This is a genomic window from Thioalkalicoccus limnaeus, assembly GCF_041197575.1.
GTDB classification, from domain to species: Bacteria; Pseudomonadota; Gammaproteobacteria; order Chromatiales; family Chromatiaceae; genus Thioalkalicoccus; species Thioalkalicoccus limnaeus.
Genome location: NZ_JBDKXB010000019.1, coordinates 21,372 through 44,839 on the forward strand (window position 1 = coordinate 21,372; position 23,468 = coordinate 44,839).

The following is a 23,468-nucleotide window of genomic DNA, read 5'->3' on the forward strand; positions in this document are numbered from 1 at the left end:
CGGCACTTGAAATAGCATTGAAGTATAGCGAATCCGCCGCTCACATGCACCGCAGCCCGGGCCGCATCAGATCACCTTGGAGAAGCCGACCGGCCCCTCCTTTCCGACCCGGTAGGCATCGAATGCCATGCAGATATTGCGGATCAGCAAACGCCCCCGCGGCAGTACGCGGATCCCACCGCCGTCGACCTCGAGCAGTCCATCCGCAGCCATCGGGCTCAACCGGTCCAAGTCATCGGCGAAATAGTCGGCGAACCGAATCCCCCACCGCTGTTCGACCGCATCGAACGACAACTCGAAGTGGCAGATCAAGCGGGTGATGACATCGCGTCGTATCTCGTCATCGCGCGTCAACGCGACGCCGCGAAACACCGGCAGACCATTCGAATCGAGCGCCGAGTAATAGTCATCGATGGTCCGGGCGTTCTGTGCATAAGTATTGCCGACCATCCCGATTGACGTCATCCCCAGCCCGATCACATCGCAATTGGCGTGAGTCGAGTAGCCCTGGAAGTTGCGATAGAGGGTGCCATCGCGCTGAGCCAGCGCCAACTCGTCATTGGGCCGAGCGAAATGATCCATGCCGATATAGACATAGCCGGACGATGTGAGGCGATCGATGGTGGCTTGCAGGATATCCAGCTTCACCTCGGGCGGCGGCAGATCCTCGGCGTTGATGCGCCGCTGCGGCTTGAAACGCTCCGGAAGATGGGCATAGTTGAAGACCGACAGCCGATCGGGCTCATAGTCGATGATTCGCGCGAGCGTTTGATCGAAGCTCGTAACGCTCTGAAACGGGAGGCCGTAGATCAGGTCGATGCTGATCGAACGGAAGCCTTGTTGACGAGCAGCATCGAGAATGCTCATCGTCTCGGCTTCGGTCTGTACGCGGTTGACCGCCTCTTGGACGCGAGGATCGAAGTCCTGCACGCCGAGACTCATTCGATTGAAACCAATCCCACGAAGCAGCGCGACCGATTCCGGTGTCGCCTCGCGAGGATCGATCTCGATCGAGAACTCACCGACGTCATCGCCCGCCAAGTCGAAATAGCGACGGGTCTGCTCCATCAACTCGACCATCTCCGGCGAACTGAGAAAGGTCGGCGTGCCGCCGCCCCAATGAAGCTGCTCGACGACCCGCGAACGGTCAAACAGGTCGGACTGCAGCGCCAGCTCCCGATACAGCCGATCGAGATACGGACGCACCAGCGACCGATCCTTCGTCGCGATCTTATTGCACGCGCAATAGAAACAAACCGTATCGCAGAACGGAATATGGAAGTAAAGCGACAAGTTTCGACCAGTACCATTGCTTCGCCGACAGGCCTCCCGATAAGCGGCCTCGTCGTAACCCTCATGGAACTCGACGGCGGTGGGATAAGAAGTGTAGCGCGGACCGCTTTGATCGTAGCGACGGATGAGTTCAAGGTCGAACGTGATACTTTGATCCATAACCAGCCCGTTATGAGTGGGTTGTGCCTACCAGCCCGGGGAAATCCGAGACCAGCTAACGGAAAGACGTCTCGAGCGCACCGACCATGATATCCACCGCAGGCAGCCCGATCTGCCACCGGTCGTCGCGGGCCGGCCCGCGACCAAGGGCATGCGCCCCGAGTATATACCCGTCACACATGGATTTTCCGCCGCGATACATGGCTCGCGCGCGCGGAGCTCACGGGCATCCACTCCCAGCGACGAAATCCCGGTTATGACGAATCAACTGGTCCCTCGACAGCACCAATACCCCGTCTCCACCGCGCTCGAAGTCGACCCAGGTGAAGGGTACATCCGGGCAGCGGCGCAGCAATTCTTCACCGCTGTCACCGACCTCGAGGACCAAGGCGCCGTGTTCGGCCAGGTAATCGCCGGCCTGGCCGAGAATCGCGAGCACCAGATCCAGGCCACTGTCACCGCCATCGAGAGCCAAGGCCGGCTCGGCCTGGAACTCATCCGGCAACGCTGCCAAGACCTCGGCCGCGACATAGGGTGGATTCGCGACGATCAGGTCATACTCCGCGTCGGCCAACGCGGCGAACAGGTCCGAATGGACTGCCCGCACCCGGCTCTCGAGGCCGTGGCCGCGAACGTTTGCCGAGGCCACCGCAAGCGCCTTCGGGCAGATGTCGACGAGGTCGACCTGAGCCCAGGGCATGGCGACCGCGATCGCGATACCGATACACCCGCTCCCAGTGCACAAATCCAAGACGCGATGGGTCGCCTCCGGATCCACCCAAGGGGAGAATGCCGACTCGATCAACTCCGCGATCGGCGAACGCGGCACCAATACATCGTCGGTGATCAGGAAATCGAGCCCCGCGAACCGAGCTCGCCCCGTCAGATAGGCACTGGGTCGACGCTCGCGGATACGCCGCTCGATCAGGTCAGCGACACGCGACCGTTCGATCGGCGTCAAGCGAGCCTCGCGATATGCCCCTGGCAAATCCACCGGAAGGTGCAGCGCTGCCAGCACCAACTCGACAGCCTCGTCGATGGCATTGTCGGTACCATGACCGAAGAACAAACCCGACTGAGCAAAGCGGCTGGCCCCCCAGCGGATGAAGTCTTGGATCGTGGAGAGGCCAATCGGCCGGTCTTGCATCGTCGGGATCCCGATAGTGTGCGACAGTGCGACAGGCCCCCTGATCGTCGAGGCTCGCACCTGGACATCGAGCATGGTTCGGCCGAGACGAACCGACATTCCGATCACCAGCGGCCATGAGTCGGGGGCAATCGTTAAGGATATCATGTTTAAGAAGCGCCTGGCCTAGATTGGCATCGGGCGCAGACCATGACGGAAGCGTACACCAGTTACAGGATACAGGGCCGGCCTGCCCCGCGTCACTCGCATGCAATCTGGTTGCCGGGGCAGGAGGAGGCGGCATCACTTCAGGCGGCTCGTTGCTTGCGGTCTTCAATGAGCTCCGACACGCCCAGCTGGGCACGTTCCGGACGCCCACGCTCGACCAGATCAGACAGCGTGATGCCGCTCAAGAAGCGGAAGATCTCATCGCTGAGCTGGTCCCAGAGCGTATGAGTCAGACAGCGTTTGCCATCCCGACAGTTCTCTCGCCCGCCGCAGCGCGTGAACTCGACCCACTCGTCGACCGCGCAGATGATGTCGGCGATGGAGATTTCCTCGGCCGGCTTGGCCAGATAATAGCCGCCCCCTGGACCACGGACCCCACGTACCAGTTGCTTGCCGCGCAGCGCCGCGAACAACTGTTCGAGATACGACAACGAGATGCCCTGATTGACCGAGATGTCGGCCAGGGTGACCGGGCCTTTGCCGGTATTCAGGGCCAGATCGAGCATTGCCGTCACCGCGTACCTGCCTTTCGTGGAAAGTCTCATCGTCTTGTGCCTTCGTCAGTAGGAGAACAGACACGACACACAGTCTATGTGCCGATGACGCCTAGCCATACCCTAGCGCCACGCTCAGGTATGTGGTGTCGACCAACCAGAACACAAGTGTTGTTTCTACGCGGCGATTTCACATCGTGGGGGCATCGACTCGCTACCAGCCAACAGCTCGAAACGGCGCCCTCGAGGACGCCATGAGCCGGGCCAGCAAGGATGCTCGGCGCAGTCTTCCGCTGACCGGCGAGCGCGGGACCGACCAACAAAGGGCCACGCCAGTCGGGTGGTGACGCGACCTGATCCTTTACCGAACCGCGAGGTCGACGGACACCTCACCCAGCATCGAGGGCTCGCGGTCGGGAACGGCGGTGCGGGAGGATCGATCGGCCGGGAAGACGTAACGCTGCTGTCGACAGTACCGGAGCCATTTGGCCAGGAACAGATTGGCGCGCCATTTGTCCTGCAAAGCCGAGCAACGCCCGGCGCTCAGGATGGCTCGGGCCCCTGAATGCAGACTGAGCACCTCGACTTGCTGCGCATCGTGATAGACGCGCAGATAGGCATCCGGCTCTGGCTGCACATCGACATGCCGGGCCGGGAAATAATGAGTCAAACGGAGCAGCGTCGTATAAGGCGCCTGGTCGAGCACGTCGAGATGCAGATGGAGGCCGTCGGTCGCGCTCGCGACACGCGAACCCGTCAACCCCTTCAGATCCGGCAGGATACGCAGCAAAACCTCGTAGTTTTCTTCGCACAGACCCATCAAGGCCCCGACCGTCGGAGGCTGATCGACGAGACCCGCCCAGGAACGAGGGAAGCACGGGAACGGCATTAGCGGAGATACCGGTCGTCGACGCTGAACATTGGCGGCGGCGCAACGAATCCGCCGCCAATCGCGGCAAGCATATGCCGACATGGGACCGACGCGGCGCTCACATCGTCAACCTTGCTCGGCCCGTTGTGCATCGAGCTGACGACGCACGTCCGCCATGTCAAGCGCCGACGCCTTCTCGATCAGGTCCCGGAACGCTGCCTCGGGCAAGGCACCGGCCTGCGAGAAAATGATGATCTGCTCCCGAAAGATCATCAGGGTCGGGATCGAACGGATCCGGAAACGCCCAGCCAACCACTGTTCGTCTTCCGTGTTCACCTTTCCGAAGACGATGTCATCGTGATCCTCGGAGACCCGGTCGTAGACCGGCGCAAAGCCTCGACAGGGCGCACACCAAGGCGCCCAGAAATCGACGACCACAAAAGGGTTGTCGTTGATGACCTGCTCGAAATTCTCCCTGTTCAGCTCTACTACCGCCATTCGATATCACTCCACAAAATCCCGTGCACGAGTCCCATGCGGGACATCAGAGGCTGGCTCGACCGCGAACCACGCGCACGGACAAGGGGTCACGACGCGACCCGGCTTCCACACGGACAAACGCCCGAACGATGCAGTCGCTAGCCCTGCATGGATTCCAGACCACGAACGATCTGGTCGCGGATCGTTTCGACCGTTCCCACACCATCGACCTTCAGGTATTTCGGGGCCTTCGCCCCCCCCTGTTCAGCCCAGGACGAATAGTATCGGATCAGGGGCTCCGTCTGGTCGTGGTACACGACCAACCGTGCACGAACTGTCTCCTCCTTGTCGTCATCACGCTGGACCAGGGGTTCGCCAGTCGCATCATCCCGCCCTTCGACCCGCGGTGGATTGAACAGAACATGGTAGGTACGACCCGAGGCCGGATGGACCCGTCGCCCGGACATACGCTTGATGATCTCGTCATCGGGCACATCGATCTCGACGACGGCATCGACGTCGATCCCGGCTTCTTTCATCCCTTCCGCTTGCACCAAGGTCCGCGGAAAGCCGTCGAACAGGTAGCCGCTCTGGCAATCCGGCTCGGCGACGCGCGCCTTGACCATGGCGAGAATGATCTCATCGGAAACGAGACCACCGGACTCCATGATCGCTTTGGCTGCCTGCCCCAACTCGGTGCCCGCCTTGACGTGGGCCCGCAGCATATCGCCGGTGGAGATCTGCGGAATTCCAAAACGCTCCTTGACGAAAATGGCCTGCGTGCCCTTTCCGGCACCCGGCCCACCGAGCAGGATGACGCGCATCGTTATTTCTCCCCGTTGTATTCGAAATCGCCTCGAGACAATCGCTCTCGGCGCAATGATTTCAAGGCCCCAGATCCAAAGCGCTTCGCGCCTCGTCGAAACCTCCGCGACTTGGACGATCAAAGACGGCGACACCTCGAATGCCGGCAGCGATCGCCCCGCCCTGCCGGATCCCCCCGAGGTCGCGATCGGCCCAGTCTGCCACAAGCCGCCGAGTGGCTCCATGGGCGGACCTTCAGTTCAACTCTGAGCCGCCGGGCGCCGCCCAAAGGAACGGCGCGCCGGGCGACACGGCCTCTTGTCCGGTTCGTACCGTCGCGCGCCGGCCCGACGGGACTAACGCCCCGACATCAACATCCCTAGCATGAGCCGGTTCAGCCGTTCGACAAAGGCAGCCGGATCATCCAAATGCCCGCCCTCGGCCAGTTGCGCCTGATCGAACAGGATCAGCGCCAGATCGCCAAAACGGCCCTCGTCCGTCTCCCCTTCGAGGCGTTTGACCAACAGGTGGTTCAGATTGACCTCGAGCGTCGGCCGACTCGCCGGCGCCGCTTGCCCCATCCCTTTCAGGACGCGCGCCAGGTTGGCGCTCATATCGTACTCGCCGACGACGAGACAGGCCGGCGAGTCGACCAGACGGGTGCTGGCACGGACGTCCTCAACTCGCTCGCCCAGTTGGGTCTTGAGGCGCTCCAACAGCTTGCCATGCTCGGCGGCGGCCTGCTCGGTCTGTTTCTGCTCCTCCTGATCCTCCAGAGGGCCCAAATCGAGCTTGCCCTTCGAGACGGATTGCAGGTGCTTGCCCTTGTAGTCGCTCAGATGGCTGACGAGCCACTCGTCGACACGGTCGGACAACAGCAGCACCTCGACGCCCTTCTTTCGAAAGACCTCGAGATGCGGGCTGTGGCGCGCGGCCGCCGGTGTGTCGGCCGTGATGTAATAGATCTTGTCCTGTCCGTCCTTCATGCGGCCGATGTAATCATCGAGCGATGCGATCTGAGCGCTACCCTCGCCGTGCGTCGTCGAAAAACGCAGCAATCCGGCGATTCGCTCGCGATTGCCATAATCCTCGGCGGGCCCCTCCTTCAGGACCTTGCCGAATTCGGCCCAAAAGGTCGCGTACTTCTCCGGCTCGTCCTTGGCCAAGGTTTCCAACAGTCCGAGCACCCGCTTGGTGTTAGCTTGACGGATCGTGTCGATCTTGCGGTTGTGTTGCAGCAGCTCGCGCGAGACGTTCAGCGGTAGATCGTCCGAATCGACGACGCCTTTGATGAAACGCAGATAGTGCGGCAACAGCTTGTCGGCCTCGTCCATGACGAAGACACGCCTGACATAGAGCTTGACGCCATGCTTCTGATCCCGGTCCCAGAGATCCCAGGGCGCGCGGCTCGGCACGAACAGCAGCGTCGTATATTCATTGGTACCCTCGACCCGGTTGTGCACCCAGGCCAGCGGGTCCTCGAAATCGTGGGAAACGTGCTTGTAGAACTCGCCGTACTCTTGCTCCGTGATCTCGGACTTGCTGCGCATCCACAACGCGGTGCCGCGGTTGACCTGTTCCCACTCTTCCGCCGCCTCGGCCTTCGCCTCCTCGTCGCCATGCTGCTCCTTGACCATCTCGATCGGAAGCGCGATGTGGTCGGAAAACTTCCCGATGATCGAGCGCAGCCTCCAGGTGTCGAGAAAGTCCTTCTCGTCATCCTTGATGTGCAGGATCACGTCGGTACCACGACCGGGCTTGGCCAGGGTCTCGATCGAATACTGGCCGCGACCATCGGACTCCCAACGCACGCCGTGTTCCGCGGTCAGTCCCGCGCGACGCGAGAGGATGGTCACCCGATCGGCCACGACGAACGCCGAGTAGAACCCGACACCGAACTGCCCGATCAATTGACTGTCCTTCGCCTGATCTCCGCTCAGCTGCTCGAGGAAACGGCGAGTGCCGGAGCTGGCGATGCTGCCGATCAGGTCGATCACCTCCTGTCGGCTCATGCCGATCCCGTTGTCCGATACCGTCAGGGTGCCCGCATCGCGATCGACCGTGACGCGGATCCGCAGCTGCGGATCCTGCTCGAAGAGTCCATCGTCGGTCAGTGCCTCGAAACGCAGTTTCTCGGCGGCATCCGACGCATTCGAGATCAGTTCCCGCAGGAAGATCTCCTTGTTCGAGTAGAGCGAACGGATCACGAGATCGAGCACCTGGCTGACCTCGGCCCGAAAGTCGAACATCTCTCTGTGCGCGCCTGTTGCCATGTTCATAAATTCCTGATTCAACGTTCTTTGCTGTACAGCCGCGCCCGATGGCGTTCAACTCGGAAGCGGCGACGCGCGGGACCAGCAGGCCGCATCGATCACCCGGTGACATGCCATCATACGCGGGCAAGCGCGATATTTTTCAACTGTTTGTCGCAACCCGCAAGCCCCGACGCGGGCGCCGCGGCCGGCCCGGTCGCGCACGAACCCGACATTCGGCGATAGAATAAGGCGTTGCGATCGGCCCCGAAGGCGATCCGGCCAGGTCGTCGTGGCGCGCCTGGCCGGCCGGCGCCCTGCGTGTGTCGAGGCGTCGTCACTCAATCACAAGGGTTTACTGAATGGATCCGAGAATCGTCCGCACTCAGCCCATCCCCGGACAGAAGCCCGGCACGTCCGGCCTGCGCAAGAAGGTGCGCACCTTCGAACAGACAGGTTATCTCGAGAACTTCGTCCAGTCGGTGTTCGATACCCAGCCGGAACTCAGCGGCGGCGCACTCGTGATCGGCGGTGACGGCCGTTACTACAATCGAGATGCGATCCAGACCATCGTACGGATGGCGGCGGCCAATGGCGTGCGCCAGGTGCTGATCGGCCGCGGCGGTATTCTGTCGACACCAGCCGCGTCGTGCCTGATCCGCAAGTACGGAACACAGGGCGGCCTGGTGCTGTCGGCCAGTCACAACCCCGGCGGTCCAAACGGCGATTTCGGGATCAAGTTCAACGTTTCCAACGGCGGCCCGGCACCGGAAAACGTCACCGAGGCCATCTACGCGCGCACGCTGACGATCGAGCGCTATCTCACGCTCGAGGCACCGCCGATCGATCTCGAGCAACTCGGGACCCAGAGGTTGGGACCGCTGCAGATCGAGATCCTCGACCCGGTAGCCGACTATGCCGATCTGATGGAATCGCTGTTCGACTTCGACGCCATCCGTTACCTGTTCGATTCCGGGCTGTTTCGCATGCGTTTCGATGCAATGCACGCGGTGACCGGCCCCTACGCGATCGAGATCCTGGAACGGCGGCTCGGTGCCGAACCCGGCACGGTCATCAACGGCGAACCGAAGGAAGATTTCGGCGGCGGCCATCCGGACCCGAACCTGACTCACGCCCCGGAGCTGGTCGCGATGACCCGGGGCGCCGACGCGCTCGATTTTGCCGCCGCCTCCGACGGTGACGGCGACCGCAACATGATCCTCGGCAAGGGCTTCTTCGTCACCCCGAGCGACAGCCTCGCCGTGCTCGCCGCGAACGCCCACCATACCCCCGGATACCGCAACGGCATCGTCGGCCTCGCCCGCTCGATGCCGACGAGCCGGGCCGCGGACCGGGTCGCCGAGCAGCTCGGCGTCGAATGCTACGAAACGCCGACCGGCTGGAAGTTCTTCGGCAACCTGCTCGATGACGGCCGGATCACACTGTGCGGTGAGGAGAGTTTCGGCACTGGATCGAGCCATGTCCGCGAGAAGGACGGTCTCTGGGCCGTGCTCTTCTGGCTGAACCTCCTCGCGGTCCACCAGCAATCGGTCGAGCACATCGTCCGCAACCATTGGCAGCGCTTCGGGCGGAACTACTACGCGCGGCACGATTACGAAGGGGTGGACGCCGAGGCCGCCGAACGTCTGATCGATGACTTGCGCGGGCGTCTCCCCGGCCTCGCGGGCACGACCCTGGGTGGCCGCGAGGTCGCCTTCGCCGACGATTTCGCCTACACGGATCCGGTCGATGGCAGCACCAGCGCTCACCAGGGGCTTCGCATCGGTTTCGCCGACGAGGCTCGCATCGTCTACCGCCTGTCGGGAACGGGGACCGAGGGCGCCACGTTGCGTGTCTACATCGAATCCTTCGAAGGCGACCCGGCCCGGCACGACCTCGAGACGGAAACGGCGCTCGCCCCGCTCGTCGCGATCGCCCGGGAGTTCGCGCAGATCGAGGCCCGTCTCGGACGCGTCGCGCCCGATGTCGTCACCTGATCGGGGCCGACTTTGTTTCACGACCCGGCGCCCTGACCTAGGGGCAAAGGACTCGGGTGCCGAGCAGCACCGTCAACCGTCCGACCTTTGATCACTTTCGAGGCTCCAGGAGCATGAAAAACAAGTCTTTGAGCATCATCCTCTGGGCCGCGGTCGGCCTCTGGATGCTGATGATCTTCAACAGCATGAGCGGCAGCCCGCCGCCGGCCGAGGATCGCAGCCTGACCTACAGCGCCTTCTTGGCGGAGTTGTCGGACGGCTCGATCCGCGAGGTGACGATTCAGGACCAGCGCATCACAGGTGTGCGAGCCGACGGCTCGCGTTTCGAGACCTTCAACCCGAACGATCCGGCCTTGGTCGGGGATCTGCTGAACCGCGGCGTCACGATTCGCGCCGAGGCGCCCGAGCGACCGAGTCTGCTGATCCAGGTACTGGCCGCCTGGCTGCCCTTCCTGCTGCTGATCGGCGTCTGGATCTGGATCATGCGGCGCGGCGCCATGGGTGGCGGAGGCAGCGGCGGCTTGTTCAATTTCGGCAAGAGCCGCGCTCGTCAGCATGCCGAGGGCGAGGTCAAAATCACCTTCCAGGACGTAGCCGGCGTCGAGGAGGCCAAGCAAGAGGTCACGGAATTGGTCGAATTCCTGCGTAATCCGCAGAAGTTCAGCAGCCTCGGCGGGCGCATCCCGCGCGGGGTGATGATGGTCGGCCCGCCCGGCACCGGCAAGACGATGCTGGCCAAGGCGATCGCCGGCGAGGCCCGCGTGCCCTTCTTCAGCATCTCGGGATCGGATTTCGTCGAGATGTTCGTCGGTGTCGGTGCCTCGCGCGTCCGGGACCTGTTCGAGCAGGCCAAAAAGAGTTCGCCCTGCATCATCTTCATCGACGAGATCGACGCGGTCGGCCGGCGCCGGGGCGCTGGTCTCGGCGGTGGCCACGACGAACGGGAACAGACCCTGAACCAGTTGTTGGTCGAGATGGACGGCTTCGCCGGCAACGAGGGCATCATCGTGATCGCCGCGACCAACCGGGCCGACGTCCTCGACCCGGCGCTGCTGCGCCCCGGCCGTTTCGATCGGCAGGTCGTCGTCGGTCTGCCGGATCTGGCCGGTCGCGAGGCCATCCTGAAGGTCCACATGCGCAAGGTACCGATCGCCGACGACGTCGATCCGCGCACGATCGCACGCGGCACGCCCGGCTTCTCGGGGGCCGATCTGGCGAACCTGGTCAACGAGGCCGCCCTGTTCGCAGCGCGCGCCGGCTTGACCAAGGTCAACATGGAGACCTTCGAGAAGGCCAAGGACAAGATCATGATGGGCGCCGAACGGCGCAGCGTCGTGATGTCGGACGAAGAAAAGCGACTGACCGCTTACCACGAGGCCGGGCACGCGATCGTCGGACGCTTGGTTCCGGAACACGACCCGGTCCACAAGGTCAGCATCATCCCGCGCGGGCGCGCCCTCGGCGTGACCCTGTTCCTGCCGGAACGAGATCGCTACAGCCGATCCAAGCGGCAACTCGAGAGCATGATCTCGAGCCTGTTCGGCGGCCGGGTTGCCGAGGAGATGATCTTCGGCCCGCAATACGTGACCACCGGTGCCTCGAACGACATCGAGCGCGCGACCGAGATATCCCGAAACATGGTCACACGCTTCGGCCTGTCCGAACGCCTCGGTCCGCTCGCTTACGCCGAGGACGAGGGCGAGGTCTTTCTCGGGCATGCGGTGACGCAACAGAGCAAGATCTCGGCCCAGACGGCGCGCGAGATCGACCAGGAGATCCGCGCGATCATCGATCGCAACTACCAGCGGACCCGGCAGATCCTAGAGGAAAACGTCGACAAGCTCCACGCGATGGCGCAGGGCTTGCTGCAGTTCGAGACGATCTCGCGTGAGCAGATCGACGACATCATGGCTGGGCGACCCATGCGACCACCGGAAGGCCACGAGGACGAGCCCAAGCCAGACGCCGGACAAGAAGGACCCGAGCAGCCCGACCGACCACATGGGCCGGTCGTCGGCGGACCGGTCGGCGAACACTGACCCGGCGACGCAGCATTCGCCTGTCCTGGTGCGACCGGTCACCGGCCGGTCGCACCCTCCCGAGCCGCACGTCTTGCGGCCTCGACCCGCCCACACATCTGACGACGGCGATCAGGCCGCCGACCGCGCTTGGCCGGCCTCGCACACGGACAGCGCAAGGCAACGGACGCGCCCTTGCTATTTGCTTTTTTACGACAATGTGACGTTTTTCTTGCAATCCGGTACCGGGCCTCTATACTTGATCCTACGAGACAGAGACCGGACGGCCTTCACTGCGTCGTCCAAACGGTCTTCTGAACCCCAAGCGACACGAGAGAGGCGTTGTTTTCGCGCCTCCATAATACCTAGCCACGAGGATCTCAAGATGCAAAAATACAGCCGGTTCGTCGTTGCCATCGGCGCCACCGCGGCCCTGATCGCCGCACCCGCCGCGTTCGCCTTCCAGCAACAAGGCGACAAAGAGATCGAATTCACCGGTGGTTTCGCGCACACCTCCGGTAGCAACGTCGGGACCCTGAATGCCGACGTGTCCTTCGGCTACTATGTCGCGCCGCAGATCGACGTCGGTATCCGTCAGACCCTGAGCTACAACTTCGTCGACGTCGGCCCGGACACCTGGACGGCCAGCACCATCCCGTTCGTCAACTACAACTTCGTGACCGCGAACCCGAGCTTCCGGCCCTTCATCGGGGCCTTCGCCGGCATCGCGTACAACCGCGACGACTCGACCGGCACGATCGGGCCCGCCGTCGGCTTCAAGCATTACCTGAGCGACAACACCGCCGTCGTGGCCCGTTACCGCTACGAGTGGTATTTCGATGATCTGTCGTTCGGGGACGTGACCGACACGGCCGACGGCAACCACATCGTCACGGTCGGCATGAGCTACACCTGGTAAGGATCCGGGCCTCGGCCCGTTAACGGCCGAATGCTGCCTTCCCAGCGGCATTCGGTCTCCCGCCGACAGATCGACGACCCGCTCGGGTCCTCCTTCAGCAGCGCCGCTCGGCGCCGACTCATCGATCCTCGTTCACCCCGCTCGTTGGCTCGTCCAGCCCGCTCGCTGGTTCGGCATCCGGCTCCTCGTCCCCGACCAGGTCATCGACCGCGGCGACCAGCCGCAGCAGATCCTCGCGCGCGACCTCGAAGAGGCGCTCGGCCGTGAAGGCCGACAGCTCGAAAAGATACGGACGATCCGAGACCTCGAGCAGGTACCGCTCGGGTGCGCTCACGACATCGAAGGCCTCCGCCCCGGCTTCATCTGCCGACGCCCCGCCATTGGGCTCGGCGATCCGCGCAAGACGATAGGTCGGGGTCTCGCCACTCGCGAGACCGAGGCGCCATACGAGGACCGCGCCCTCCTCCGCGCCATCCTTTGGCACCGCCTCGGCCGCGACGACGCGGCTGAACGGAATCCGCGCCAATTGGCCGACCAGCTCGGCAACCCTCGCCTGATCGAGGGCTCCATCGGGCTCAGCGCCGACCAGCCGCCACGCCGGGCCGTCCGGGTCCCGTTCGAGCTCGAAGCCAGGCCAGGCGATCGACTGGATGTCGCGCTCGTCGCGATGGAGCAGGGTCCGGTCGACCCAGTCGTCGGGCCGAGCCTGGATGTCGGCCGGGCCGAGGCCGACCTCGTGGACCGCCAGGTCCCCGGCGGCGCGCACATACTGTCGCCTAAAGCCGGCGCTGTCGCCAAGATACAGAACCGCGAGCTCCTGCCCATCGCCGGACAGCAGCGTCACACGGCCCTCGAAGGCCGTTTCGGCGACCCGAAAACGCGCCTGAGCCACAAGCGACGTGGCGACCGGCTGGCGCGCGCGCAGCTCGGCGAGCCGGTCGAGGAGCCCCTCGACCATGGCCGGCGCCGCCGGGACATCCGCGAGTGCCGGCAGCCGCCAGGGCGACCCGTCTGAAGGCTCGCGCACCAGCTCCAGCGGCTCGGCGTCGACGCGCTCGATCCGGATCCGCTCGACCAGCGCGCGATCGAACTCGAGCAAGGCGCCATCGCGGGCGACTGCCAAATCGCGCTGGCCGCTCGCCAACCAGACCGCGGCCGCGAGCTGCACGAGTAGCGCTACGACCAGGATCGCGATCCACGGAAGACGCCGCGATGGTCCCGGCCGCACGTTCTCGCTCATCGCCATGGTGTCCGACATGGTTCAAGCCCTCCCGCCCTTCAGGACCAGATCGTGGTAACGCCGCCGCCGCGCCCGGGCCAGCCGATAGAGCAGATAGACCAGGCCGAGCCCGGCGAGGGCGAGCAGATAGTTCAGATATTCCCAGAAACGCTGCGCATCGGACTCGAGCGGTACCAGCAGCCGCGTGTAGTGGCCGCGGCCGCGCAGCGTCAGCAGACCGCGGTCCTCGAGCGACCACTCGGCGGCGTTCTGGATCAGCTCGACCGGCCGCGTATAGAGGGTCTGGGTCGCCTGGCTGGCGAGGGTCATCGCCGTATCGGTCAGGAAGCTCGCCGAACCGATCAGGATCACGCGCGCCGACGGCGGCGAGACCTCGACGAGGCCGGTTGCGATCGGTGCCGGCTCGAGCCCTTCGTCATCGGGATCCAGTCCGTCGTCGAGCCGCGCCAGACGCGGCAATGGACGCCCGGCGAACAGCGACGGGAAGCGCCCCTCGATGACGACACCGAGCAACTGACGGCCCGTGTCCAGGCCGGACGGGAAGCCGAGCGGGCCATAGGTCTCGAAGTCCGGCTGGATCCCTGCGCTGTCGCTGGTCCAGGATCGCTCCGAGCTCTTGATCAGCGGACGCACCAGCCGCTCCTGGTTGCGCGCCTCGTCGAGCCGGATCGGCGAGGCCCAGTTCAGCGTCAACTGGCCCAGCCCGGCCGCGACACCGTCCTGATCCAGACCATCGTCGCGGATGTCCGGGAAATAGGGGTAGGCCAGGGTCTGGATCTCCTCGACCAGGAACCCGCCGAGGTCGCGCTGCACCGGGATCGGGAACGGCGTGTTCTGCGGGTCCAGCACCAGCGTCGGTTCGAGCTCGATGCCCAGGTGCTCGAGCCAGGCCTCGAGCCCGGTCTCCTGACGGCGCGCGGCGATCGCGGCCCCGCCCAGATCGATGTGGAAGGGCGACGCCGCGAGGACCAGGGTCCCGCCCTGCATCAGGAACTGATCGATCGCGAAGACCTGCTCCTCGGTCAGGTCCTCCGGCTGCACGACCAGCAGCAGATCGGCGTCCTCCGGCACCAGGCCCTGGCCGAGATCGGTCGGACGCAGCCGGAAGGTCTCGCCGAGGCGCTCGCGCAGCGTCGCGAACTCGGTCCCGCCGCCGAACCCCATCCCCGGAAAGCCACCGGCCTCCGGTGGCGTGTAGAGGGCGACCGTCCGCAGGTAACCCGGCGTCAACCGGCGCAGGCTGGCCTCGATCGCCCGCTTCAGGCCCTCGCGCGAGGTCTCCTCGGGCCAGGGCACCGGGAGACCCTGATCGCCGGACTCGAGCGCCAGGCTGAACCAGAAGGGGCGCGGATCGAACAGGCTCAGCACCACCGGCCCGAAGCCGTAGCGCTCGGCGATCTCGTCACCGAGGGCACCGCCACCGGCCGCCGGGTCCTCGAACCGGTACTCGAAACGCCCCGCCCCCTCCTCGGCCAGTTCCGCAAGCACCGCGGCCAGATCCTCGACCAGCTCCGGGAGCGGTTCGGGCAGCTCCTCGGACGGCGACACGAAGGCGCGCAGTCGGGCCGGCTGCGGCAATCCGGCGAACAGGTCACCGCCACCGCGGTAGCCGTACAGGACCTTCTTGATCGCTCGGGTCAGGTCGTATTCGGGATTGCGCAGCCGCACATCGAGCGCGCCGGCCCCGCGGCCCTTGACCTCGATCAGATCGCGGAACCCGAGTCGCTCGAACTGATCGCCGTACTGCACCAGCACATCGAAATAGGAGTTCACGACCCCGGCCCGATGGCGGTCGACGGTCTCGAAGGCCACCGGGCGGATCCCGTAGCGCTCGCCCGCCTCGCGCTCCAGATCCGGGTGCTGCAAGGGATCGACGATCTCGACCTTGACGCGCCCGCCGCCGGCGATCTGGTATTCGCGCAGCAAATCGCGCAATGGTGGCACCAGCGGGGCCAACAGCGGATGCGTGTGCGAGCTGAAGTAGCCGCGGATCAGCAGCGGCTCCTCGAGTTGCGCCAGATAGTCCCGCGTCGTCTGCGACAGCGAATAGACCCGGCCCTCGGTGAGATCGACGCGCGCGCCGGAGACCTGATGCAACCACAGGTTGCCGGCCAGCAGGTTCGCGATCGCGAGCACCGTGATCAGACGCCAGCGCCGGTGCCGGTCGGCGCGGACGCTGTCGGCGGCCCAGCGCAACCGTTCGAGACTGAAGACGGTCAAGGCCAGGAACACACCGACCAGGCTCGCATAATAGTAAAGATCCCGCAGATCCAGCACCCCACGGCCGATCGAGTCGAATCGGGCGCCGGTCCCCAGCAATTGCAGGAGCTCGCCGACCCGATGACCGAACAGGCTCGTGATCGCCGGCGAACCGATCAGGAAGAGCGCACCGGCGAGCAGGGCCGTGCCGATCAGGCTGACGATCGGATTGTCGGTGCGCGACGAGACGAAGAGTCCGATCGCGATATAGGCCGCCGCCAGAAGCAGGGTCGCGACGTAGGCACCGAGCACCGGCCCCCAGTCCAGCGGCCCGAGCCAGGACACCGTGATCGGCAACGGCAGCGTCAGCAGTACGGCCACCGTCACCAGCGTCAGCGCGGCGACGAACTTGCCGAGCACCAGCCGCCACGGCGAGACCGGCAACGTCAGCAGCGTCTCCAGCGTCCCGGCGCGCCGCTCCTCGCTCCACAGACGCATCGTCAAGGCCGCGACGAGGAAGATCAGCAACACCGGCATCCAGTCGAACAGCGGCCGGGCATCAGCGATGTTGCGCGCGAAGAAGGCCTCGATCCAGAAGAACACGAACAGGGCCACCAACAGGAAGGCGCCGATGAACAGATAGGCGACCGGCGAGCCGAAATAGCCGGTCAGCTCCTTGCGGGCGAGCGACAGGACCTCAGACATGCTCGACCTCCTCACGCGCGTTGACCTCGCGGAACAGGCTGTCGAGATCCCGCCGTTCGGACCACAGGCCGTACAGCGACCAGCCGGCCTCGGCGATCCTTCGCGCGACGCGCGGCGCGGCGGCATCGGGATCGGCCGTCGTCAGCGCATAGCGACGCGGTCCAGGGCCCGAGTCCTCGCCGAGCGGCGTGCAGGCGGTCACGCCGGTCGCGGCGGCCAGCCCCACCAGACGCGCCGCGACCTCGTCCGGTGGACGGTCGAGCATGACCAGCAGCCGGTCGCCGGCGCGCAGCTCGGCCAACGGCTGATCGAGCACCAGGCGGCCGGCGCGTAGGATCAGGACCCGATCGCAGACCGCCTCGACCTCGGACAGGATGTGCGTCGAGATGATCAGCGTCGCGTTCCCGGCGAGGTCCTCGAGCAAGGCCCGCATCTGATGGATCTGCGACGGATCAAGCCCATTGGTCGGTTCATCCAGAATCAGGATCGCCGGCGCGTGCAACAGCGCCTGGGCCACGCCGACCCGCTGCCGGTAGCCGCGCGACAGGGTCGCGATCGGCTCCCTCGCCTTGGCCTCGAGCGCGGTGCGCGCGATCGCGTCGCGGATCGCCGCGGCACGCTGGGCTGGCGGGACGCCCTGCAACGCGGCGCGGTGATCCAGATAGTCGATGACCGCCATCTCCGGATAGAGCGGGCAGTTCTCGGGCAGATACCCGATCCGGCGCTGGACCTCGCGACGCCGGGTCGCGAGGTCCAGTCCGTCGACCCGGATCTCGCCGTCGCTCGGCTCCAGAAAGCCGGTCAGCATCTTCATGATGGTGGTCTTGCCAGCACCGTTGTGGCCCAGCAGTCCGACGATCTCACCGTGGCCGATCTCGAACGAGACGCGATCGACCGCCGTCAGGTCGCCGTAGGTGCGGGTCAGGTTCTCGACCTCGATCATTGGGACCTCGCCATGGGTTGCGACACGAAAAAACAGCGCTAATGACCGAGTTTTTGCCGACGGGTTCCCTCGCGCGACGAGATGACTCTGGAGAAGCCACTGGTGACGCGCTCGACAGGCCAAGCCGTGATGCGATTCACACATACCCCGGCGGCGCCTTTCGGGTATACTCGAAAAGTTTCGTGCTGGCGATTGCCTTCGTAAAGAACAGCCGCCGACTGTCCCGGCCGCTTGATCCAAGCCAGGTTCCCGGTATACCTTGCGTCGTTTTCGGGCACTGGCTTGATCCAAGTGCGTTGGTCACGGCGCCAGGTGTCCGGCTCGTTCCTGCCGACTTCAAGAACCCATGGATCCTAGTTCCCCCTCGAAAACCGGTGCGTCGACCCGTTCGCGATTCGGTCCGGCCGATGGCCGTTGGTCGGTCGCCGATCTGATCGATTTCGATGACTATGTCGATCAAGACGAACGCACGGTGCGGGAGAACCCCGCGATCCGCCGCAGCCTGGCCGAGCGCGACCGGGCCTTGTACCTCGGCGGCATCCAGGAGGCGACCGCGGGCGTCGCCGAACATTCGCCCAAGCATCGCAGCCTGACCCTTCGGCTCTGGCTGTCGGCGCGGCGCACGATGGATGACGAGGAGACGCGGGCGCGGCAGCCTGGGCAGCTCTTCGCGCGCGGGCAGCGACTGGTTACGATCGGCCTCGGTGTCGCGGGCGTGCTGATCGGCATGGCCGTCGCGGCGGCCTTGCTGAACTACGATGGCCACCGTCCGGTGAATGTCGCCTGGTTCGTCGCCTTGCTGGTCGTCTTTCAGCTGGCCCTGGCCGCTTTGACCGCAACCCTGTGGATGTCGCGCCGGTCCACGCCGGTTCGCGGGTTGGTCCGCGATTTCTCGCTGCTCTCCCATGTGATGCAGCCGCTGCTGACCCGCGCGATGCACTGGACCCAGCGTGGACGCGCCGGCGGCGCGGCGCGCGAGGCGGGCGAACAGACACTGATCAAACAGGGCCAGCTCCAGTCCCACTACGCGCTGTACGGATCGGCCTCGTATCTGCCGCTGTTGATCCCGGCGCAGGTCTTCGGCGTCGCCTTCAATATCGGCGCGGTCCTGGCCACGGTCGCGCTCGTCTGGTTTACCGACCTGGCCTTCGGTTGGGGTTCGGCACTGGATATCCGATCCGAGACGGTCCACGAGATCGCACGGCTGATCGCGCTGCCCTGGAGCCCCTTCTTCGGCGAGGGTGTCGGCTATCCGAGCCTGGCGCAGGTCGCCGGGTCGCGCATCCAGCTCAAGGACCCTCTGTTCATCTTCCAGGCCGAACACCTGCGTTCGTGGCGCTGGTTCCTGGTGCTGTCGCTCGTGACCTACGGCCTGCTGCCGCGTCTTTTGCTGCTCGCGGCCACGATGCTCGCCCAACGGCGCGCGCTGGCCCGCTTGCCCTTCTCGCATGCCCGGACCCAGGGGCTCTATGCGCGGATGATCACGCCCAATCTCGAGGCCGCGACGACCGGCAGCGGGATCGGCCCGGCGATGCCGATCCCGGCCGCGCCCGTCTCGCCGGTCCCCGAATCACCGACGGCCGCGACGGCGACGCCAACGACGAGCGCTTCGGGCATCCCGGCCGACGCTTGCGTGCTGCTGGTGCACATCGATGTCGATGAACTGCTCGACACGGGCGACCGCCCGCGATTGGAGCGGCTGCTGCGCCAGCACACGGGTTGGCGGGTCGCCCGTTCCGGCACCTTCGGCGGCAGCAGCCAGATGACCAAGCGCGCGACGGACCTGATCGGGTCGGCCAAATGGCAATCGCCACCACCACGGATCGTGCTGATCCAGGACGGCACGCAACCACCGATCACCGAGAGTCTGAGTTTCCTTAGAACCTTACGAGGCACGGTTGGACCCCAGGGCCAGATCGTCTTGCTGCTGGTCGGCGATGCGACCGAAGAAGACCGGCTACCACCCTTGAGCGATTTCGATTTCGCCGACTGGCAGCGCAAGATCGACCAAATGGGCGACCCATACCTGCGTCTCGAGATGCTGGCCCCAACTGAGAACGGAGTAGGCTAATGGCCCCCGCGATTCCAACCCTCGCCATCATGGGCCATCCCAATGCTGGCAAATCGTCCGTGGTCGCGACCCTGACGGAAAACGACCGTATCCAGATCGACAAGCGGGCCGGGACCACGACCACGCTCGACCGCTATCCGGTGGTGATCGATGGCGTCAAGGTGATCGAGTTCATCGATACGCCCGGCTTCCAGAACCCGAACTATATCCTGGAATGGTTCCAGAACCATTTGGACGAAGCGGACCTGGCGCGCGCCTTCGTCGATGTTCACGCCGCAAACCCGCTCTATGTCCATGACTGCGCATTGATGCGGCCGGTGGCCGAAGGGGCCGGGATCATCCTGGTCGTCGACGGTTCCAAACGGATCAAGGAGAAGGACCGCTGCGAGATCGAGCTGTTGCGCCTGACCGGCCGGCCGCGCATGGCGATCCTCAACAACACGACGAACGTGACCGAGCACATGGAAGCCTGGCAGGATGCCTTGAACAAGGCGTTCAATTCGGTGCGCGAGTTCAATGCCCATCGGGCTACCTACGACGAACGCATCCGGCTTCTGCAGGCGTTGAAGACGATCGACCAACGCTGGGAAGAGCGCATCGATGAGACCATCCACGCCTTCGAGCGGGATTGGGACCGGCGCATCGACCAGACGGTCACGACCATCGTCGACATGCTCAAGGAGGCGCTGACACTGAAGGTCTCGGAGGTCGTCGAGGCGTTCGACCGGTCGTCGGTCGCCGAGCGAGAGGCCGTCGAAAAGAAGCTGACTGCGTCGTTCGAGGACGGGTTGCGCAAGCTGGAGGTCAGGGCCCAGGATCAGATCCGCGAACACTTCCGGCACAATGTCTGGAATCTGTCGCCGGATTCGGTCCTGGCCAAGGATCTTTTCTCACAGGAGGTCGGCCAGGCCCTGGGCCTGTCCCGCAAACAGCTCGCGATCGTCGGCATGGCGGCCGGCGCCTTCGCCGGGGCCGGGCTCGATCTGACGTCGGCCGGCGCAACCCTCGGGGCTGGCACCATCTTCGGTGCGCTCGGCGGCGGCGCGCTCGGGTTCTTCGGGCGGGATGCGCTGGCCAAGGTCGATATCAAGAAGGCCATCGGCGTCGAGCGCGTGACCATGGGCCCGGTGACCAACCAGCAGTTCCCGTTCGTGCTGCTCGACCGGGTGATCCTCTACTGCGCGCGTGCGATGAACTGGGCGCACGGCCGTCAAGCCGCCGATGAGGACGCACCGAACCGGGTGCCGGACAAGTCGCTGAACAAGGCCTTTACTGCCGAATTGGCCTCGGAACAGCACAAGGCCCTGGCCAAGTTCTTCGTTGCGGCGCGCAAGGGCAAGGACCTCGCCAAGCACGAGGAGGCCTGTCGTCAGATCATCAGGGGCGTCCTGCGCGGCTTGTCGCGAAGCGAGATCGATAGTCGGGCCAATCTCTGACGAGCCCTGGCCCGAAGCGCTGGAACAGGGCCGCCGGGCGCAGCGAGACCGCACCCGGCCACGGCGCCCGTTTGACAGACGTCCAATTTGCAAGAAACGGAGGTAAAGATGTCGCTCAACACGATAACCATGATTGCCGGGTTCTTCGTCGGTTCGCTGCTGGTTCTGATACCCGCCTTTTTTTCGTTCCGTACCCGGAGCTTCGGAAAGGATTCCATGGGTCTGATACTGATCGGGCTCGTGATGCTCGGCCTGTCGACCTGGAGCCTGGTAAAGCCGGATCGGGACACCGGATACATTCCATACGAGGCCCCGACCGAGGCCCAGTGATCGGCTGAGCACCGGCCCGGCTCCTGGCTAGATGTACCTCTTCTTCAAGACGATACACATCCTCGGCGCCGCATTGCTGATTGGCAATGCGATCATCACCGCCTTCTGGAAGATCTACGCCGATCGGACCCGCGGCCCGGCGATCGTCGCCTTCGCGCAGCGGCTCGTCACCGTCACCGACTGGGTCTTCACCGGCAGCGGGATCTTTTTGCTCGTCGTCGGCGGCTACGGGATGCTGTGGGTCAGCGGCGTCGACCCCTTCTCGCTCGGATGGCTCTTCTGGGGCCAGGCCGCCTTCTACTTCTCCGGCGTCATCTGGATCCTGTTTCTGGTCCCGACCCAGATCGCTCAGGCCCGCCAGGCCCGCTCATTCGCCGACGGCGCACCCGTGCCGACATCCTATCTGCGGCTCGGCCACCGTTGGCTGGCCTGGGGCGCCGTCTCGACGCTGCCGTTGATCCTGGCTTTCTATATGATGGTCGCCAAACCCGCCTGATCGACCGAGCTTCCGCACCATGAATCGCTTCTCGCCACCTCGCATCGAGACCGACCCCAAGCATCGCTTCCCCTGGTATGTCCGGCTGTTCCTGATCAACCAGCGCCGCCGCTATGGGCGGGAGTTGGAGCCGGCGCGTCTATGGGGCCGCACACCGAAGGTCTTCGCGGCCCTGTCCCTGCTCTACGCCGCGATGGATCGTCGCGGTTCGCCGATCGAGCCGGCCTTGCGTTCGCTGATCACGGTGCGCGTCTCGCAGATCAATTGGTGCGCCTTCTGCATCGACATCAACGGCGCGAACTGCCTCAAGCGCGGCGTGACCGAGGAGCAACTGGCCGCGCTGCCCGACCACCAGACCTCGCCGCTGTTCGATGAGCGTATCAAGGCCGCGTTGGCCTACGCCGAGGCCATGACCCACTCCGACCTCGGGGTCGATGACGCGGTCTTCGCGCGGGTCAAGGAGCACTTCGACGACGACGCGATCGTCGAGCTGACCGCGCTGGTCGCCTACCAGAACATGTCGAGCAAGTTCAACGCGGCGCTCGGCGTGCCAGCGCAAGGCTTCTGCCGGATGCCCGAGCCGAACCCGGCACCGCGCAGCGACGAATAGGCCAGCGCTGAAAGAGTCAGCGCTGGCCGTGCGACGCAGGCGCCCCACCGATACTGCCCCCCACGCGGCTGTCGGTTGAATCACAGATTGGGTGTAGGTGCAGCTCCTCGGCGTAGGTGCGGCTTCAGCCGCAACGCAATTCGGCAAGACGGCCTGGGCCGTGGCCTGCGTGCGGCTGAAGCCGCACCTACAACGAGAAATGCGGCTGAAGCCGCACCTGCAACGAGAATCGCGGCTGGAGCCGCACCTGCAACGGGCCCTGGTCGCGAGGCACCGAGGACGGCGCAGGCCGGCGCTTGCAACGCGATCCGGTGATCCCCAAGCACGGGATTTGACACCGCGGGCGGTCGCCGGCCGTCCGCCACTCGCCCGAGGGACCCGGTATGCCGTCGCTCTTCTACGCCAAACTCTATCTGCTGACCGTTCCGGTCTTCTTCGTCATCGACCTGCTGTGGCTCGGCGTCATCGCCAAGAACTTCTACCGCGAACAGCTCGCGCACCTGTTGAGCCCGACCGTCCATTGGCCGGCGGCCTTCAGCTTCTACCTGATCTACATCGCCGGGATCCTGTACTTCGCCGTCGCCCCAGCGTTGGCCGAGGACTCGCTCGCGCGGGCGCTGGTCAACGGCGCCCTATTCGGGTTCTTCACCTATCTGACCTACGAGCTCACGAACATGGCGACGCTGCCGAACTGGCCGCTCAAGGTCGTCATCGTCGACACCCTGTGGGGCGTGACCCTCTGTGCCAGTGTCGCGATGGCGAGCTTCCTGATCGGCCGTTGGCTGGCCGGATAGGCC

General features: G+C 64.8%; 19 protein-coding genes. 9 read left to right on the forward strand and 10 right to left on the reverse strand.

Going from position 1 to position 23,468, the window contains the following annotated elements:
• Positions 1-66: 66 nt before the first annotated feature.
• The 7 genes from hemN to htpG form a co-directional block, all read right to left on the reverse strand.
• Positions 67-1,452, reverse strand: coding sequence for an oxygen-independent coproporphyrinogen III oxidase (gene hemN / locus ABC977_RS13060; RefSeq protein ID WP_369667705.1), 1,386 nt, complete (start codon positions 1,450-1,452; stop codon positions 67-69).
• Positions 1,453-1,672: 220 nt separating this feature from the next.
• Complete coding sequence (gene prmB / locus ABC977_RS13065) at positions 1,673-2,599, reverse strand: 50S ribosomal protein L3 N(5)-glutamine methyltransferase (RefSeq protein WP_369667739.1); 927 nt, start codon at positions 2,597-2,599, stop codon at positions 1,673-1,675.
• Positions 2,600-2,886: 287 nt separating this feature from the next.
• On the reverse strand, positions 2,887-3,351 hold the full coding sequence (locus ABC977_RS13070) for an Rrf2 family transcriptional regulator (RefSeq protein WP_369667706.1): 465 nt from the start codon (positions 3,349-3,351) through the stop codon (positions 2,887-2,889).
• Between the two features lie 310 nt (positions 3,352-3,661).
• Positions 3,662-4,120 carry a DUF1249 domain-containing protein gene (locus ABC977_RS13075; RefSeq protein ID WP_369667707.1) on the reverse strand — a complete coding sequence of 153 codons (459 nt, stop codon included), beginning with the start codon at positions 4,118-4,120 and terminating at the stop codon, positions 3,662-3,664.
• 177 nt (positions 4,121-4,297) lie between these two features.
• Positions 4,298-4,669: a thioredoxin gene (gene trxA / locus ABC977_RS13080; RefSeq protein ID WP_369667708.1), complete on the reverse strand. Its 372-nt coding sequence runs from the start codon at positions 4,667-4,669 to the stop codon at positions 4,298-4,300.
• Positions 4,670-4,809: 140 nt separating this feature from the next.
• Positions 4,810-5,475, reverse strand: coding sequence for an adenylate kinase (gene adk / locus ABC977_RS13085; protein WP_369667709.1), 666 nt, complete (start codon positions 5,473-5,475; stop codon positions 4,810-4,812).
• 336 nt (positions 5,476-5,811) lie between these two features.
• Positions 5,812-7,728 carry a molecular chaperone HtpG gene (gene htpG / locus ABC977_RS13090; RefSeq protein WP_369667710.1) on the reverse strand — a complete coding sequence of 639 codons (1,917 nt, stop codon included), beginning with the start codon at positions 7,726-7,728 and terminating at the stop codon, positions 5,812-5,814.
• Positions 7,729-8,069: 341 nt separating this feature from the next.
• Here htpG and ABC977_RS13095 point away from each other — a divergent pair, with 341 nt between their 5' ends.
• The 3 genes from ABC977_RS13095 (at position 8,070) to ABC977_RS13105 (ending at position 12,641) form a co-directional block, all read left to right on the forward strand.
• Positions 8,070-9,704: an alpha-D-glucose phosphate-specific phosphoglucomutase gene (locus ABC977_RS13095; RefSeq protein ID WP_369667711.1), complete on the forward strand. Its 1,635-nt coding sequence runs from the start codon at positions 8,070-8,072 to the stop codon at positions 9,702-9,704.
• A gap of 113 nt (positions 9,705-9,817) precedes the next feature.
• On the forward strand, positions 9,818-11,743 hold the full coding sequence (gene ftsH, locus ABC977_RS13100) for an ATP-dependent zinc metalloprotease FtsH (protein WP_369667712.1): 1,926 nt from the start codon (positions 9,818-9,820) through the stop codon (positions 11,741-11,743).
• Between the two features lie 364 nt (positions 11,744-12,107).
• A complete protein-coding gene (locus ABC977_RS13105) occupies positions 12,108-12,641 on the forward strand; it encodes a hypothetical protein (protein WP_369667713.1) in 534 nt (177 codons plus the stop codon).
• 118 nt (positions 12,642-12,759) lie between these two features.
• Here ABC977_RS13105 and ABC977_RS13110 read toward each other — a convergent pair whose 3' ends face one another.
• Genes ABC977_RS13110 through ABC977_RS13120 form a run of 3 tightly spaced genes read right to left on the reverse strand, consistent with a single transcriptional unit; the run spans position 12,760 to position 17,728 of the window.
• Positions 12,760-13,899 (reverse strand): DUF4340 domain-containing protein, encoded by a 1,140-nt coding sequence (locus tag ABC977_RS13110; protein WP_369667714.1) that lies wholly within the window; start codon positions 13,897-13,899, stop codon positions 12,760-12,762.
• Between the two features lie 3 nt (positions 13,900-13,902).
• The gene (locus ABC977_RS13115; protein WP_369667715.1) at positions 13,903-16,785 is read right to left on the reverse strand and encodes a Gldg family protein; all 2,883 of its coding nucleotides are present in this window, start codon (positions 16,783-16,785) and stop codon (positions 13,903-13,905) included.
• On the reverse strand, positions 16,778-17,728 hold the full coding sequence (locus ABC977_RS13120) for an ABC transporter ATP-binding protein (RefSeq protein ID WP_369667716.1): 951 nt from the start codon (positions 17,726-17,728) through the stop codon (positions 16,778-16,780). Before ABC977_RS13120 ends, ABC977_RS13115 begins: the two co-directional genes overlap by 8 nt.
• Positions 17,729-18,074: 346 nt before the next feature.
• Here ABC977_RS13120 and ABC977_RS13125 point away from each other — a divergent pair, with 346 nt between their 5' ends.
• From ABC977_RS13125 to ABC977_RS13150, 6 genes are all read left to right on the forward strand, one after another.
• Positions 18,075-19,799 carry a DUF2868 domain-containing protein gene (locus tag ABC977_RS13125; protein WP_369667717.1) on the forward strand — a complete coding sequence of 575 codons (1,725 nt, stop codon included), beginning with the start codon at positions 18,075-18,077 and terminating at the stop codon, positions 19,797-19,799.
• Complete coding sequence (locus ABC977_RS13130; protein WP_369667718.1) at positions 19,799-21,235, forward strand: GTPase/DUF3482 domain-containing protein; 1,437 nt, start codon at positions 19,799-19,801, stop codon at positions 21,233-21,235. The genes ABC977_RS13125 and ABC977_RS13130 overlap by 1 nt, the downstream gene beginning before the upstream one ends.
• A gap of 108 nt (positions 21,236-21,343) precedes the next feature.
• Positions 21,344-21,565 (forward strand): hypothetical protein, encoded by a 222-nt coding sequence (locus ABC977_RS13135; protein WP_369667719.1) that lies wholly within the window; start codon positions 21,344-21,346, stop codon positions 21,563-21,565.
• Positions 21,566-21,596: 31 nt separating this feature from the next.
• On the forward strand, positions 21,597-22,061 hold the full coding sequence (locus ABC977_RS13140) for a DUF2269 family protein (RefSeq protein WP_369667720.1): 465 nt from the start codon (positions 21,597-21,599) through the stop codon (positions 22,059-22,061).
• Positions 22,062-22,080: 19 nt separating this feature from the next.
• A complete protein-coding gene (locus ABC977_RS13145; RefSeq protein WP_369667721.1) occupies positions 22,081-22,671 on the forward strand; it encodes a carboxymuconolactone decarboxylase family protein in 591 nt (196 codons plus the stop codon).
• Positions 22,672-23,054: 383 nt separating this feature from the next.
• On the forward strand, positions 23,055-23,465 hold the full coding sequence (locus tag ABC977_RS13150; RefSeq protein ID WP_369667722.1) for a DUF2177 family protein: 411 nt from the start codon (positions 23,055-23,057) through the stop codon (positions 23,463-23,465).
• Positions 23,466-23,468: the final 3 nt, after the last annotated feature.

Coding starts and splice junctions, on each gene's coding strand:
- hemN (WP_369667705.1), bottom strand. CDS start 1,452: ATGGATCAAAGTATCACGTTCGACCTTGAACTCATCCGTCGCTACGAT.
- prmB (WP_369667739.1), bottom strand. CDS start 2,599: ATGCAAGACCGGCCGATTGGCCTCTCCACGATCCAAGACTTCATCCGC.
- ABC977_RS13070 (WP_369667706.1), bottom strand. CDS start 3,351: ATGAGACTTTCCACGAAAGGCAGGTACGCGGTGACGGCAATGCTCGAT.
- ABC977_RS13075 (WP_369667707.1), bottom strand. CDS start 4,120: ATGGGTCTGTGCGAAGAAAACTACGAGGTTTTGCTGCGTATCCTGCCG.
- trxA (WP_369667708.1), bottom strand. CDS start 4,669: ATGGCGGTAGTAGAGCTGAACAGGGAGAATTTCGAGCAGGTCATCAAC.
- adk (WP_369667709.1), bottom strand. CDS start 5,475: ATGCGCGTCATCCTGCTCGGTGGGCCGGGTGCCGGAAAGGGCACGCAG.
- htpG (WP_369667710.1), bottom strand. CDS start 7,728: ATGGCAACAGGCGCGCACAGAGAGATGTTCGACTTTCGGGCCGAGGTC.
- ABC977_RS13095 (WP_369667711.1), top strand. CDS start 8,070: ATGGATCCGAGAATCGTCCGCACTCAGCCCATCCCCGGACAGAAGCCC.
- ftsH (WP_369667712.1), top strand. CDS start 9,818: ATGAAAAACAAGTCTTTGAGCATCATCCTCTGGGCCGCGGTCGGCCTC.
- ABC977_RS13105 (WP_369667713.1), top strand. CDS start 12,108: ATGCAAAAATACAGCCGGTTCGTCGTTGCCATCGGCGCCACCGCGGCC.
- ABC977_RS13110 (WP_369667714.1), bottom strand. CDS start 13,899: ATGTCGGACACCATGGCGATGAGCGAGAACGTGCGGCCGGGACCATCG.
- ABC977_RS13115 (WP_369667715.1), bottom strand. CDS start 16,785: ATGTCTGAGGTCCTGTCGCTCGCCCGCAAGGAGCTGACCGGCTATTTC.
- ABC977_RS13120 (WP_369667716.1), bottom strand. CDS start 17,728: ATGATCGAGGTCGAGAACCTGACCCGCACCTACGGCGACCTGACGGCG.
- ABC977_RS13125 (WP_369667717.1), top strand. CDS start 18,075: ATGGATCCTAGTTCCCCCTCGAAAACCGGTGCGTCGACCCGTTCGCGA.
- ABC977_RS13130 (WP_369667718.1), top strand. CDS start 19,799: ATGGCCCCCGCGATTCCAACCCTCGCCATCATGGGCCATCCCAATGCT.
- ABC977_RS13135 (WP_369667719.1), top strand. CDS start 21,344: ATGTCGCTCAACACGATAACCATGATTGCCGGGTTCTTCGTCGGTTCG.
- ABC977_RS13140 (WP_369667720.1), top strand. CDS start 21,597: ATGTACCTCTTCTTCAAGACGATACACATCCTCGGCGCCGCATTGCTG.
- ABC977_RS13145 (WP_369667721.1), top strand. CDS start 22,081: ATGAATCGCTTCTCGCCACCTCGCATCGAGACCGACCCCAAGCATCGC.
- ABC977_RS13150 (WP_369667722.1), top strand. CDS start 23,055: ATGCCGTCGCTCTTCTACGCCAAACTCTATCTGCTGACCGTTCCGGTC.